Consider the following 13,219-nt stretch of genomic DNA (forward strand, 5'->3'; position numbering starts at 1 on the left):
CCTGCTCGCCAATACGCTCACCGCCTGCTGCAGGGCAAACGGGGTCGAAGAGCCCGAAGGATTGACGGCGTGAGGGGTGAGGCAGATGCACACACAGATTGTACATCTGCCATTTCTTGCAGGCGTGGACTTGGCAAGAGGAATCGGTTTGGGTAAGGCCGCAACGAGTGATTGGAACATTCGTATTTCGGCATGCAAGCAGAGTCAAAGCAGCTCAGGGCGCGTGAGGTCGTCGTGCACTCGGTGCGGACCGCCCTCGACCCGCTGACGCTTGTCCTTTACATGGTCTTCGTCGGGCTTTGCGTGCTCTCGGGGCCCTTCGGGACCTTCTGGACCATGACCGTGGCCCAGCGGCTGGCCTTCTGGCCGCTGGCGCTGGCGCTGAGTTTCGCCGCCGCCTATGCCATGCGCGGGCTGGCGATCTACCTGTGCGGACCCGACCGGCCGACGACCTTTGCCGTGGTCAAGGTCGTGCTGGCGACGCTGGTGGTGGCGCCCATGGTCTACGGCTTGCGCGCCGTGATGGACCTCGAGCCGCCGGCGGCGCGGCCCTCCTTGGTGCAGACCTTCATCTATGTCGTGGCGATCATGGCCTCGGTCACGTTGACCCGGCGCTTCGTGCCCGGCATCCGCAACCCGTTCCACGAGATGGGAATCGGCCTGCCGCCGCCCCGCGCGCGCCTGGCCGACCGGCTGTCCGATCCCGAGGCGCAGATCCTGCGGCTCACGGTCGAGGATCATTGCGTGGACGTCGTCACCAGCAGCGGGACCGAGCGATTGCGGATGCGCTTTGCCGATGCCGTGGCCGAGATGGTGCCGGTCGAGGGGTTCCCGACGCACCGGTCGCATTGGGTCGCCGCCGGGAGCATCCAGGGCGCCGAACGCGACGCAGGGCGCTGGGTGCTGCGGCTGGCCAACGGCGACGTCGTGCCGGTCAGTCGCGGCTGTCTTCCCGCGCTGGTCGAGGCGGGGATCATCCGCGACGAGCCGGTCGAGGCATAGGGATCGCGCAGGGCGTCGGCCCGGTGAGGATCGCAATGGCCGAGGGCGCCATGAGCCCGCAAAGCGCGGGGTCCGTCGTCCTGAGGCCGCCGGTATAGGTGCCGAAGGCGGGCAGGATCAGGCGATCGGAATCCACCAGGAAGGCGGGGCGGGACATGTGCCGCCCGCGGGCCGAGATCTGCGCCTTGGGGTGATAATGGCCCGACACCTCTCCGGCCCCGCCTGCCGTCGCGATGTGGCGAAAGACCAGCGGGCCGAGAGTCAGCTCGGTCACATGGGCGCCGCCCAGGTCGAGGGGGCCGGGGTCGTGGTTGCCTTCTATCCAGGTCCAGCGGCGGCCGGCCTGCAGGCGCAGCAGCCAGAGGCGGTCGGTTTCGTCCAGCTCTTCCGCCGCCGCGAGGTCGTCGAAACTGTCGCCCAGGCAAAGCACATGCGCGGCGCCCGTCGCGTCGATGGCGGATTCGAGCCGGCTGAGCGTGTCGCGCGTCTCGTAAGGGGGAAGCTGCACGCCGTGGCGCCGGGCGGCGCGGCCGGATTTGCCGAGGTGCAGGTCCGATACGCACAGGAGCCCCTCGTCGGCCCACCACAGCGCGCCGGATCCGAGCGCGGTCAGCGCTGCGCCGCGGAAGGTGAAGGCATAGCCGGTCATGCGGTCAGCCCCGCCTCGGCCATCAACGCGGCGGCCTCGTCGGCCAGCAGCCGTTCCTGCGCCTGGCCCGCGATGGGCACGCGCCCGACCTCGAGGAAGAGCGGCGCGGCGAGGGGTGTCAGGCGGGTGAGGGCGACGTGGTCGATGCGCCCCCGGACCCGTTCGGTCATCTCGCGCAGCCGGTCGAAATCGACGAGGCCGCGCATGGCCTCAACCCTTGTGATCCGCATCATCAGGTGGTCCGGATCGTATTTCAGCAGCGTGTCATACAGGATGTCCGAGCTGAAGGTCGCCTGCCGCCCGGTCTTGCGCTGCCCCTGCAGCTGCTTTTCGATCAGCCCGCCGATCAGGGCGGCGTTGCGGAAGGTCCGCTTCATCACCGCGTTGCCGGCCAGCCAGTCGTCCAGCCCCTGCTCCAGCGCCGTGAGGTCGAACAGAGGCGCCGGGTCGGGCACACGGTCGAGGCCCCAGATCAGCGTGGCGTAATCCGTGGCGACAAAGCCGAGCGGGTTGAGCCCGGCATCCTCCATCCGCTTGGTCAGCAAGAGCCCCAGCGTCTGCTGCGCGTTGCGCCCGGCAAAGCCGTAGGCGCACAGGTGCTGGCGACCGTCATGGGGGAAGGTTTCGACCAGCAGGCTGCCGGGCTCGGGCAGGCGGGAGACCTTGCGTTGCAGATGCAGCCAGTCGCGGGTGTGGCGGGGCAGCTCGGGCCAGTCGTCTTGTTGGAACATGCGCAGGATGCGTTGCGACAACTGGGTCGAGGTGGCGAACTTGGTGCCGTTGAAGACGGCCACCTTGGGTTTGCGGCCGGGGTTCTTCGTCACCTCGACCGTCAGCTCGCGCAGCCCCTCGTAGCGCACGATATGGCCGCCGATCAGGAAGGTGTCGCCCTGGGTGAGCGAAGCGGCAAAGCCTTCCTCGACCTCGCCCAGCGGGGCGCCGCCCCGGCCGCGCATCCGGACCTTGAGCGTGTCGGTGTCGATGATCGTGCCGATGTTCTGCCGGATGCGCGCGGCGCTGCGCGGGTCGCGCAGCTGCCACATCCCGTCCCGCTGCATCAGCCGTTTCCAGCGGTCATAGGCGCGCAGGGCGTAGCCGCCCGTGGCGCAGAAATCGAGGCAATCGTCAAAGGCCGCGCGGCTGAGGGTCGCATAGGGCCCGGCGGTACGCACCTCGGCGAACAGGTCATCCGCGTCGAAGGGCCCGGCGCAGGCGCGGATCAGGATCTGCTGGCAGAGCACGTCCAGCGGGCCTGGGCCACGGGGCTCTCCGTCCAGGTCATGGGCTTTCGCAGCGTCCAGGGCGGCGCGGCATTCGACGATCTCGAACCGGTTGGCCGGGACAAGCCGCGCCTTGGACGGGGCGTTGTAGCGGTGGTTCGCGCGCCCGATGCGCTGGATCAGGCGCTTGACGTTCTTGGGCGCGCCGACCTGGATCACCAGGTCCACATCGCCCCAGTCGATCCCCAGATCGAGCGAGCCGGTACAGACGATGGCGCGCAGTTGCCCCGCGACCATCGCCGCCTCGACCCGTTCGCGCTGGCCCCGGTCGAGCGAGCCGTGGTGGATGCCGATGGGCAGGTCGTCCTCGTTCGCAAGCCAGAGGTTGTGAAAGAAGATCTCGGCCTGGGCGCGGGTGTTGTGAAAGATCAGCGTGGTCTTGTGCTGTTTGACGGCCGTGAGAACGGCCGGAATCGCGTAGACGCCGCCGCCACCGGACCAGGGCGGCGCCTCTTCGGTCTCCAGCATGGCGATGTCGGGGTCGGGGCCGGGATCGGCCAGCAGAATTTCGCACGGGTCCGGGTGGCGGGCCAGCAGGCGGGCGATGGCCGACGGATCCTCGACCGTGGCCGACAGGCCCACGCGGCGCAGCCCGGGCACCATGGCCTGCAGCCGCGCCAGCGCCAGAACCAGCTGGTCGCCACGTTTCGATTCGGCCAGGGCGTGGATCTCGTCGACGATTACCCGCTTGAGGCCCGCGAACATGCGCGGCGCGTCCTCGTAGCTGGTCAGCAGGGCCAGCGATTCCGGCGTGGTCAGCAGGATATGCGGCGGATCGGCCCGTTGCCGTTTCTTGCGCGTGGCCGAGGTGTCGCCGGTGCGGTCCTCGATGCGGATCGGCAGGCCCATTTCGGCCACCGGCGTGCCGAGGTTGCGCTTGATGTCCGCCGCCAGCGCCTTCAACGGCGACACATACAAGGTGTGCAGCCCCTCGTGGCCGTTCTCCAATTCGACCAGCGACGGAAGAAACCCCGCCAGCGTCTTGCCCCCACCCGTGGGCGCGATCAGCAGCGTGGCCGGATCATCCGCACGGTCCAGCATGGCGCGTTGATGCGGGTGAACCTCCCATCCCCGGGCGGCGAACCAGTCGGTGAATCTGTCGGGCAGGGCGGTCATGCGCAAAGAGATAGCGCGGCCGGAACAGAAGGGGAACCCACAGCCCGCGTCGGGACACGTTTCCTTGACCCCGGGGGGCGCAATGGGCCATCAATCCCTTGCCGTGCGCGTATATGCGCCTTAGTTGGCCCCTGAACCGGACCCGAGGATGCGCCCATGCAAACCCCCTATTACCTGATCGACAAGGCCCGGCTGCTGCCCAACATGGAAAAGATCGCCTGGCTGCGCGAGGCGTCGGGCGCGAAGGCCTTGCTTGCGCTCAAGTGCTTTGCCACCTGGGACGTGTTCGGTTTCATGTCGCAGTACATGGACGGCACGACCTCCAGCTCGCTCTACGAAGTGCGGCTGGGGCGCGAGAAATTCCCGGGCGAGACCCATGCCTATTCCGTCGCCTATGCCGATCACGAGATCGACGAGGTGCTGGCCAATTCGGACAAGATCATCTTCAACACGATCCGCCAGTTGCAGCGGTTCGACACGCAAAGCGCCGGGCATATCCGGGGCCTACGGGTGAACCCGGGCGTGTCGACCAGCAGCTTTGACCTCGCCGATCCGGCGCGGCCTTTTTCGCGCCTGGGCGAACATGACCCCGAGGTGATCGCCGAAGTGGCCGACAAGATCACCGGCTTCATGTTCCACAACAACTGCGAGAACGCCGAGTTCGAACGCTTCGACGCCATGCTGGGGATGATCGAGCAGCGCTTTGGCCATCTCATCAGCCGCATGGACTGGATCAGCCTGGGCGGCGGCATCCATTTCACCGGCGAGGGCTACCCGATCGAGCGGCTGGCTGACCGGCTGAAACGGTTCTCGGACACCCATTCGGTGCAGGTCTACCTCGAGCCGGGCGAGGCGGCGATCACGAAATCGACCACGCTCGAGGTGACCGTGCTCGACACGCTGTTCAACGGCAAGAACCTTGCCATCGTCGACAGCTCGATCGAGGCGCATATGCTCGACCTGCTGATCTACCGAGAATCCGCCAAGATGGAAGAAGCGGGCGACCAGGAGTGGATGGTCTGCGGAAAATCCTGCCTGGCCGGCGACATCTTTGGCGAGTTCCGGTTCGACCACGCCATCGAGCCGGGCGAGCGTCTGTCGATCCAGGACGCCGCCGGTTACACGATGGTCAAGAAGAACTGGTTCAACGGGGTGAAAATGCCCGCCATCGCCGTCCGCGAACTGGACGGCACCGAACGCCTCGTGCGTGACTTCGGTTACGACGATTTCGCAGCCGCCCTGTCCTGAAGACGAAAGGAAACGGATCCTTGAAGAAGAACGTGCTCATCATCGGCGCCGGTGGCGTCGCGCAGGTCGTGGCGCATAAATGCGCCCAGAACAACGACGTGCTGGGGGATCTGCATATCGCCAGCCGGACGAAGTCGAAATGCGACGACATCATCGCCAGCGTGCACGAGAAGGGCGCGATGAAGGTGGAGGGGGTCTTTGACGCCCATGCGGTCGATGCGACCGACAGCGCCGCGGTGGCCGCGCTGATCCGTCAGACCGGCGCGCAGATCTGCATCAACGTGGGCACGGCCTTCGTCAATATGCATGTGCTCGACGGCTGCATCGAAACGGGCTGCGCCTATATTGACACGGCGATCCACGAGGAGCCCGACAAGATCTGCGAGACCCCGCCGTGGTACGCCAACTACGAGTGGAAAAAGCGCGATCTTTGCGCCGAAAAGGGCGTGACGGCCATTCTGGGTGCGGGGTTCGACCCGGGCGTGGTGAACGCCTATGCGCGGTTCGCCATCGACCAGATGGACGAGGTGAAGAGCATCGACATCGTGGACATCAACGCGGGCAGCCACGGCAAGTATTTCGCCACGAACTTCGACCCCGAGATCAATTTCCGCGAGTTCACCGGCGTGGTCTACTACTGGGAAGACCAGCAGTGGAAAGAGACAACGATGTTTGCCAGCGGCCACGAATGGGACCTGCCAGTGGTGGGGCCTTCGCAAGCGTACCAGTCGGGCCATGACGAGGTGCACAGCCTTGCCACCAACTACCCGCAGGCCGACGTGCGCTTCTGGATGGGGTTCGGGGACCATTACATCAACGTCTTCACCGTACTGAAGAACATCGGCCTGCTGTCCGAGCAGCCGGTCAAGCTGGCCGATGGCGGTGAGGTCGTGCCGCTGAAGGTGGTGAAAGCCTGCCTGCCCGACCCGGCCTCGCTGGCGCCCGACTACACCGGCAAGACCTGCATCGGCGACCTGGTGAAGGGCACGAAGGACGGGCAGGACATCGCGCTTTTCGTCTACAACGTGGCCGATCACAAGGACGCCTACGAAGAGGTGGGCAGCCAGGGCATCAGCTACACCGCGGGCGTGCCGCCGGTCGCGGCCGCGATGCTGGTGGCGAGCGGTGCGTGGGACGCAGGGACCATGAAGAACGTGGAAGAGCTGGACCCCAAGCCCTTCTTTACCCTTCTCGACCGGATCGGCTTGCCGACGCGGGTCATCAAGGGAGGTCTCAAGGGCGTAGACATGGCCTGGACCGAGTACCAGGGATAAGGATCGGGGCGGCTTCGGCCGCCTCTTTTCGTTTGCGGGTCATTCCTCCGGGATCCGGTCGGGCTCGATCCGCCCGCGCCGCGCCAGCCAGCGGGCGACCAGCCAGACCGACAGTGCCCAGGCCGCGCCCAGCGTCCAGCCAGCCAGCACGTCGGAGGGCCAATGGACGCCCAGGTAGACGCGGCTGGTGCCGACCAGCACCGCCAGCACCCCCGCCATGATGACAAAGAACGCGCGGATGCGCAGGCGTTCGTCCGTCCGCGCCAGCATCACGGCCAGTGTCAGGTAGGTCACCGTCGCCATCATCGAATGGCCCGAGGGGAAGGAGGCCGTCGCCACGTCCACCCCGTGCGGGACAAGGTCGGGACGCGGGCGGGCGAATCCCAGCTTGGCCAGGTTCGACAGCAGCATCCCCCCGATGATCGCGACGCCCAGGAACAGCGCCGAGGCATGTCGGCCTCGCAGCACGAGGAAGATCAGCACCGAGGCCGAGATCAGCGTGAGGATCGTCACGCCCCCCAGCGCCGTGAGGTCACGCATCACGATCTCGACCTGCGGCCCGCCGATCGGGTCCGACAGGTCCGACGGGTTGCGCAGGGCCAGCAGGATGGTTTCGTCGAACCCGTGCAGGTCGCCTTCCAGCATCTCGGCAGCCAGCGCGAAAAAGGCCCACATCGCTCCGGCCCCGGCCAGCAGGACGATCAGCGTGGCGGTCTCGAGCCGCGAGGTCAGGGCGGTGACGAGGGCTGGGCGGGGCATGGTCTCTCCGGGTCGTTGCAGCGAACAAGCTGGCGCGATCCCGGTGGGGATCAAGCGACGCCGTCAGTCCGGCACATTGTCGATGCCCGACCCGCCCAGCGGGTGGCAGCGCGCGATGCGGCGGGCGGCCAGCCACGAGCCTTTGATGCCCCCGTGCTTTTCCAGCGCTTCCAGCGCGTAGACCGAACAGGTGGGCGTGTAGCGGCAGCCATGCCCGACCCAGGGGCTGAAGAGCAGCCGGTAGGCGCGGACGGGCAGGGCGGCGATATGGGCAAGCGGGCTCATGCCCGGGATATGGGCGCGCGCGGCCTTGGGCGCAATGCGGCGTGTCAGCGCTTGCCCTTGGGCTTGCGCGGCGGGCGCGGCGGGTCGCTGTCGGGCCGGCCGGGGGCGTGCAGCTTGACCAGCGCCGCGCGCAGGTCCGACAGCAGCGCGTCGAAGGGGCGATCTGCCGTCAGCTCGGCCCGGCCGATCAGCACGTAGTCGAAGCCCGCCACCCCGGCATCAGGCAGGACCAGCCGTGCCGCTTCGCGCAAGCGGCGCTTGGCGCGGTTGCGGGCCACGGCATTGCCGACCTTCTTGGAGCAGGTAAAGCCGACCCGAACGCGGTCGTCCCCGTCGCCCCTCCGCCGGGCCTGCACCATCATCGACGGCGTGCCCTGCCGCCGCGCCTGGGCGGCCGCGAGGAAATCGCTGCGGTTGCGCAGGATCTCGGGCGCGGGGCCGGGGGCGCGCTGGTCGTAGGGGCTTTGGGGGTGGCTCATGCGGCAGGATTCCGGTCAGCAGACATGACGAAGCCGCCGGAGGCATGATCCCCGCGTGTCGCGAGGGCCTCCGGCGGCGTCAAGACGTCAAGCCTCCGGGCGCGATCAGGCGCTCAGCGACTTCCGGCCGCGTGCGCGACGGGCGTTCAGGACCTTGCGGCCTGCCTTGGTTGCCATGCGGGCGCGGAACCCGTGGCGGCGCTTGCGGACCAGGTTCGAGGGCTGGTAGGTGCGTTTCATCGTCTATGCTCCGGTCTGGCGAGGGCATGTCATCCGCGACAGGCCCCAGCATGGCGGGGGGCAAGCGAAGATTCGCAAGCCCGGTGTTCGAAGCCCGCTCTATAGGGACCATCTTTCGGGCTGTCAAACCTCTGCGGTCGCCCCGGCACAAGATTTTTGCTGCAACATTTGCGCCGGGCGCGGCGGGGCTTTGTTTCACCGAAGGCCCGCAGCGGGGCAAACGGCTCACGTTCCGCTGCGCGTCGATCAAGCGCCCGTGATACGGCCTGTCGCGGGGCGCGCGGGCAGGGCACATGATTGCAAACGCCCCGAGAAACAGGTCAATCATGTCGGACATGACAAGCACACCCGCCCGCCCCGCCTGGCTGCGCCGCCTGCCGATCCTCGTGATCGGGGCCGTGGCCGTGATCGGGGCGGTCCTGTTGCGCGATGTGCTGACCTTCGAGGCGCTGCGCGACAACCGCGAGGCGCTGCTGGCCTTTCGGGATGACCATTACGTGCTGACGGCGCTGATCTTCATCGCGCTTTATACCACGCTGGTCGCCTTTTCGCTGCCGGGCGCCACTGTCTCGACCCTGACGGGCGGGTTCCTCTTCGCGACCTTTCCCGGCACGCTTTTCAACATGCTCGCCGCGACGACCGGGGCCACGCTGATCTTCCTGGCCGCCCGCGCGGGTCTGGGCGCGCGCCTTGCCGCGCGGATGGAGGCGAGCGAAGGCCGCATCCGCCGCATCAAGGACGGGATCGACGCCAACCAATGGTCGATGCTCTTTCTCATCCGGCTGGTGCCCGCCGTACCCTTCTTTGTCGCCAACCTGCTGCCGGCGCTGGTCGGCGTGCCACTCTGGCGCTTCGTCGTGACGACCTTCCTTGGCATCATTCCGGGCGCCATCGTCTATACATCTGTCGGCGCCGGGCTAGGTGAGGTGTTCGAGAGCGGAGAGACGCCGGACCTCGGCCTCATCTTCGAACCCCAGATCCTGTTGCCGATCCTCGGGCTTTGCGCGCTGGCGCTGCTGCCTGTCGTGATCAAGGCCATCCGTGGAAAGACAGTCTAGTGCAGACCATCAAAACAGACCTCCTTGTCATCGGCGCCGGGTCGGGCGGGCTTTCGGTGGCCGCAGGCGCCGCGCAGATGGGCGCCGACGTGACCCTGCTGGAAGCCGGAGAGATGGGCGGCGATTGCCTGAACTACGGCTGCGTGCCCTCCAAGGCGCTGCTGGCCGCGGCCAAGGCGGCCCATGCCCAGGCCGAGGCGGCCAGGTACGGCATCGCCGATGTCGCGCCGCAGGTCGATTACGATGCGGTCATGGCCCATGTGCATGGCGTGATCGACCAGATCGCCCCGGTCGACAGCCAGGAGCGGTTCGAGGGGCTGGGCGTCCGCGTCATCCGCGAGACCGGGCGATTCAAGGACATGGACACCGTCATCGCCGGTGACCACGAGATCACCGCCCGGCGGATCGTGGTGGCCACCGGCTCTTCGCCGTTCGTGCCGCCGATCCCGGGGCTGGAGACGGTGCCCTACCTCACGAACGAATCCCTGTGGGAGCTGCGCGACCGGCCCGAACACCTTCTGATCATCGGCGGCGGGCCCATCGGCCTCGAGATGGCGCAGGCGCATCGGCGGCTGGGTTGCAAGGTCACGGTGATCGAGGCCGCCAAGGCGCTCAGCAAGGACGACCCCGAGGCCGCCGCGCTGGTGCTGGAACGCCTGCGCGCCGAAGGTGTCGACATTATAGAAGGGCAGGGCGCCAAGGCCGTGCGCGGATCGGCCGGTGCCATCGAGGTCGAAACGGACGGACATATATATAGGGGCACACATATACTGGTGGCCGTAGGGCGCCGCGCCAACATCGCCGCGCTGGATCTGCCCCGCGCGGGGGTCGAGACGACGAAGACCGGTATCAAGGTCGACGACCGCCTGCGTACGACCAATTCGAAGGTCTTTGCCATCGGCGACGTGACCGGTGGGCTGCAATTCACCCATGTGGCCGGCTACCAGGCCGGGATCGTCATCCAGCAGGCGCTGTTCGCCAAGCCGACCAGGCAGAGCATGTCGCATATCCCCTGGGCCACCTATACCGACCCCGAGTTGGCACAGGTTGGCCTGACCGAGGCGCAGGCGCGCGACACACACGGCGACACGTTGGAGGTCGTCCGCTTCGACTACCATCACAACGACCGCGCCATCGCGGAACGCCGCGACACCGGCTGGATCAAGGCGATGGTGGTCAAGGGCCGCCCGGTCGGCGTCACCATCGTGGGTGCCCAGGCCGGGGATATTGCGGCCACATGGTCCCTGATCCTCGCCAATCGCATGAAGATGAGCCAGGTCTCGGCCATGGTCGCGCCCTACCCGGTGGTGGCAGAAGTGACCAAGAGGGTTGCAGGAGCCTATTTCTCACCCAGATTGTTTGATAACGAATGGGTAAAGCGGGTCGTGCGCACGGTGCAGCGCTGGGTGCCGTAAGCCCGCATCATAGACGGCTGGGGCATGTTGAATTCTCTCTCGGGGCGTTTCCTGATCCTGACCACGGTCTTCGTCATGTTGGCCGAGGTGCTGATATTCGTGCCCTCGGTCGCGCGCTTCCGCGAGGATTACTTGCTGTCGCGGCTCGAACGGGCGCAGATCGCGTCGCTCGCCCTGCTGGCCGACGACATGATCGACACCGACCTTGAAGAAGAGCTGTTGCGCAACGCGGGCGTCTTCAACGTGGTGCTGCGCCGGGACGAGGCACGGCAGCTGGCGCTGAGCTCGCCCATGCCGGCGGCGATCTCGGCCACCTATGACCTGCGCGACCCGACCGCCTATGTCCTGATCCGCGACGCGCTGATGCGGCTGGCCCGCCCGGGCGAAGAGGTGATCCGCGTGATCGGCGCCCCGGTGCAGGACGCGGGCCTGCTGATCGAGATCACGATGGAAAGCGCGCCGCTGCGGGCGGCCATGCTCGATTACGGGGTACGCATCCTGATCCTGTCGGCCGTGATCTCGATCTTCACAGCGCTGCTGCTGTTCCTCGCCGTCCGTGCTTTCCTTGTGAAACCGATCAAGCGGGTGGTGGCCGCCATGCAGGCCTATGCTGCCGCCCCCGAGGATGCGCGCAACATCATCCGGCCCGGCGCCGGCGTGACCGAGTTGCGCGAGGCGGAGGAAACCCTGCTGACGCTCGAGACGCAGCTGACCGCCGCCCTGCGCCAGCGCGAACGGTTGGCCCAACTGGGCGAGGGGGTCAGCAAGATCAGCCACGACCTGCGCAACATCCTGACCTCGGCGCAGCTGATCTCGGACCGCTTCGAGATGAGCGAGGACCCGACCGTCAAGCGGCTGACCCCGCGGCTGATGAATTCCATCTCGCGCGCGATCACCCTGACCGAAAGCACCCTGGCCTTCGGCAAGGCCGAAGAGCCGCCGCCCGCGCTGACCCGCTTCAGTCTCGCTGGACTGGTGGACGAAGTGCTGGATGCCGAACGGCTGGTGCCGGGCGAGGACGAGGTGAGCTATGCTGCCGACGTGCCGCAGGCGCTGATGATCCGGGCGGATCACGAGCAGCTCTACCGCGTGCTGTCGAACCTCGTGCGCAATGCCCGGCAGGCGATTTCCAGCAGCGGCACTGCCGGCGAGATCGCCGTTCAGGTACATGACACGCCCGAGGCCTGGCGGATCGAGGTCACCGACACCGGCCCCGGCCTGCCCCCCAAGGCGCAGGAGCACCTGTTCCAGGCCTTCCAGGGCGGCGCGCGCAAGGGCGGCACCGGGTTGGGCCTTGTCATCGCGTCCGAGTTGGTGCGCGGCCACGGCGGCCGGCTCGAGCTGGTGCGCACAGGGGCGGGGGGCACGCAATTCGCCATCCAGCTGCCGAAAGGCGAGCTCTAGAAAGGGGCGAAAATTCCTGGCTCAGGCCCCCTTTTTTCCACTTGCACCGGCTGGGCGCATACCTTAGACCCCGCCCTCACGGACCGATAGCTCAGCTGGATAGAGTACTTGACTACGAATCAAGGGGTCGGGGGTTCGAATCCTCCTCGGTCCGCCAGAGATACAGGGGCCTGATGCGAAAGCGTCAGGCCCTTTGCTTTTGCGGGGGCCGGCAGGCAGCTTTCCAGAGCCCAGAGCCCAGAGCCCAGAGCCCAGAGCCCAGAGCCCAGAGCCCAGAGCCCAGAGCCCAGAGCCCAGAGCCCAGAGCCAGGAGGCCGGGGCGGACATCGGCCTCCTGGCCGATACTTCGGTGGAAGATCCGAAGCGTCGCGCGGGCAGTGATCACTGTGAAGGCGCCCGGCCTTTTGTGGCGATCCTTTCGATATGGCTGGCACAGCTGACCCGAAGCCCATCCATTCTCGACACGCCTTGGTTCCAGCTGACCCGTGCGGCGCCATGGGCCCCGTTTGCCCCTTGGGCGACTCGCAACATGTCCCGACTCGGAAAAATGCCCGAGTCGGGCGCCCATTTTCCATGCAAAGGCCGAGGCATCGGGGGCGAGGGGGATGAATCGGGTCGATTCCGTTCGGGAGAGGCCGCGATTCCGTGCCAGACTCAGGCTCAAATCGGCTGAATCGGCCCCGTTTTGCCGCGAGTCGGGGGACTCCCGCGCTCGATGACGTGGTCAGCCGCGCAAAGTCGCGCGAAAGATCGAGCAAAAGATCTCGGTATTTCAATGGCTTGCGACAAAAGTCATGAAATCTTCAAAAAAGCGCTTGCGGGTCCGCACCCCTAACCGTAAAAGCCCCCTCACCGGCGGCGCTGAGGCGCTGACGGGGCGGCCCACCGGGGCGCACGAGACGGAGACAGCGAGACGCTGGCGAGGTTGAGGGCAAGACGGTGGGTTGAACAAATCAGAGGTAATGACGGGCGGGCGCGCCGAGAAGTTAGGGCGCATCGGTCTGGTTTTT

At 66.9% G+C, this 13,219-nt stretch carries 12 protein-coding genes and 1 tRNA gene; 7 read left to right on the forward strand and 6 right to left on the reverse strand.

What is annotated here, in order from left to right; all coding sequences use genetic code 11:
* Positions 1–192 precede the first annotated feature (192 nt).
* On the forward strand, positions 193–1,002 hold the full coding sequence (locus MF270_RS27730) for a LytTR family DNA-binding domain-containing protein (RefSeq protein ID WP_238368813.1): 810 nt from the start codon (positions 193–195) through the stop codon (positions 1,000–1,002).
* On the opposite strand, the gene pdeM is transcribed toward MF270_RS27730, so the two are convergent.
* A complete protein-coding gene (gene pdeM, locus MF270_RS27735) occupies positions 974–1,651 on the reverse strand; it encodes a ligase-associated DNA damage response endonuclease PdeM (protein WP_238368814.1) in 678 nt (225 codons plus the stop codon). The two genes, MF270_RS27730 and pdeM, sit on opposite strands and share 29 nt — an antisense overlap.
* On the reverse strand, positions 1,648–4,047 hold the full coding sequence (locus MF270_RS27740) for a ligase-associated DNA damage response DEXH box helicase (RefSeq protein WP_238368815.1): 2,400 nt from the start codon (positions 4,045–4,047) through the stop codon (positions 1,648–1,650). Before MF270_RS27740 ends, pdeM begins: the two co-directional genes overlap by 4 nt.
* Positions 4,048–4,203: 156 nt before the next feature.
* Here MF270_RS27740 and MF270_RS27745 point away from each other — a divergent pair, with 156 nt between their 5' ends.
* Together MF270_RS27745 and MF270_RS27750 are read left to right on the forward strand one after the other, a co-directional pair.
* Positions 4,204–5,295, forward strand: a complete 1,092-nt coding sequence (locus MF270_RS27745; protein WP_238368816.1) for a carboxynorspermidine decarboxylase — start codon at positions 4,204–4,206, stop codon at positions 5,293–5,295.
* A gap of 20 nt (positions 5,296–5,315) precedes the next feature.
* Positions 5,316–6,569, forward strand: coding sequence for a saccharopine dehydrogenase family protein (locus tag MF270_RS27750; protein ID WP_238368817.1), 1,254 nt, complete (start codon positions 5,316–5,318; stop codon positions 6,567–6,569).
* Between the two features lie 39 nt (positions 6,570–6,608).
* Here the strand turns inward: MF270_RS27750 and MF270_RS27755 are convergent, their stop codons facing one another.
* From MF270_RS27755 to rpmH, 4 genes are all read right to left on the reverse strand, one after another.
* Positions 6,609–7,328 carry a phosphatase PAP2 family protein gene (locus MF270_RS27755; RefSeq protein ID WP_238368818.1) on the reverse strand — a complete coding sequence of 240 codons (720 nt, stop codon included), beginning with the start codon at positions 7,326–7,328 and terminating at the stop codon, positions 6,609–6,611.
* Between the two features lie 63 nt (positions 7,329–7,391).
* Positions 7,392–7,613, reverse strand: a complete 222-nt coding sequence (gene yidD, locus MF270_RS27760) for a membrane protein insertion efficiency factor YidD (RefSeq protein WP_238368819.1) — start codon at positions 7,611–7,613, stop codon at positions 7,392–7,394.
* 44 nt (positions 7,614–7,657) lie between these two features.
* Entirely contained in the window at positions 7,658–8,092 is a 435-nt protein-coding gene (gene rnpA, locus MF270_RS27765; RefSeq protein WP_238368820.1) for a ribonuclease P protein component, read from the reverse strand.
* 105 nt (positions 8,093–8,197) lie between these two features.
* Positions 8,198–8,332, reverse strand: a complete 135-nt coding sequence (rpmH, locus tag MF270_RS27770) for a 50S ribosomal protein L34 (RefSeq protein WP_043868490.1) — start codon at positions 8,330–8,332, stop codon at positions 8,198–8,200.
* 326 nt (positions 8,333–8,658) lie between these two features.
* Here rpmH and MF270_RS27775 point away from each other — a divergent pair, with 326 nt between their 5' ends.
* The 4 genes from MF270_RS27775 to MF270_RS27790 all read left to right on the forward strand — a co-directional run bounded on the left by MF270_RS27775 (position 8,659) and on the right by MF270_RS27790 (position 12,366).
* Positions 8,659–9,390 carry a TVP38/TMEM64 family protein gene (locus tag MF270_RS27775; protein WP_418887900.1) on the forward strand — a complete coding sequence of 244 codons (732 nt, stop codon included), beginning with the start codon at positions 8,659–8,661 and terminating at the stop codon, positions 9,388–9,390.
* Positions 9,390–10,805 carry a dihydrolipoyl dehydrogenase family protein gene (locus MF270_RS27780; RefSeq protein ID WP_238368822.1) on the forward strand — a complete coding sequence of 472 codons (1,416 nt, stop codon included), beginning with the start codon at positions 9,390–9,392 and terminating at the stop codon, positions 10,803–10,805. Before MF270_RS27775 ends, MF270_RS27780 begins: the two co-directional genes overlap by 1 nt.
* A 24-nt stretch (positions 10,806–10,829) precedes the next feature.
* Complete coding sequence (locus MF270_RS27785) at positions 10,830–12,209, forward strand: sensor histidine kinase (protein ID WP_238368823.1); 1,380 nt, start codon at positions 10,830–10,832, stop codon at positions 12,207–12,209.
* 80 nt (positions 12,210–12,289) lie between these two features.
* Positions 12,290–12,366, forward strand: a tRNA-Arg gene (locus MF270_RS27790).
* Positions 12,367–13,219: the final 853 nt, after the last annotated feature.

The sequence above is a fragment of the Mesobacterium pallidum genome, assembly GCF_019966535.1.
Taxonomy (GTDB): domain Bacteria; phylum Pseudomonadota; class Alphaproteobacteria; order Rhodobacterales; family Rhodobacteraceae; genus Mesobacterium; species Mesobacterium pallidum.

What these genes read in the sequence shown, in the direction of transcription:
- MF270_RS27775 (WP_418887900.1), top strand. Translation starts at nt 8,659, where the DNA reads ATGTCGGACATGACAAGCACACCCGCCCGCCCCGCCTGGCTGCGCCGC.
- MF270_RS27745 (WP_238368816.1), top strand. Translation starts at nt 4,204, where the DNA reads ATGCAAACCCCCTATTACCTGATCGACAAGGCCCGGCTGCTGCCCAAC.
- MF270_RS27730 (WP_238368813.1), top strand. Translation starts at nt 193, where the DNA reads ATGCAAGCAGAGTCAAAGCAGCTCAGGGCGCGTGAGGTCGTCGTGCAC.
- rnpA (WP_238368820.1), bottom strand. Translation starts at nt 8,092, where the DNA reads ATGAGCCACCCCCAAAGCCCCTACGACCAGCGCGCCCCCGGCCCCGCG.
- pdeM (WP_238368814.1), bottom strand. Translation starts at nt 1,651, where the DNA reads ATGACCGGCTATGCCTTCACCTTCCGCGGCGCAGCGCTGACCGCGCTC.
- MF270_RS27755 (WP_238368818.1), bottom strand. Translation starts at nt 7,328, where the DNA reads ATGCCCCGCCCAGCCCTCGTCACCGCCCTGACCTCGCGGCTCGAGACC.
- rpmH (WP_043868490.1), bottom strand. Translation starts at nt 8,332, where the DNA reads ATGAAACGCACCTACCAGCCCTCGAACCTGGTCCGCAAGCGCCGCCAC.
- MF270_RS27740 (WP_238368815.1), bottom strand. Translation starts at nt 4,047, where the DNA reads ATGACCGCCCTGCCCGACAGATTCACCGACTGGTTCGCCGCCCGGGGA.
- yidD (WP_238368819.1), bottom strand. Translation starts at nt 7,613, where the DNA reads ATGAGCCCGCTTGCCCATATCGCCGCCCTGCCCGTCCGCGCCTACCGG.
- MF270_RS27785 (WP_238368823.1), top strand. Translation starts at nt 10,830, where the DNA reads ATGTTGAATTCTCTCTCGGGGCGTTTCCTGATCCTGACCACGGTCTTC.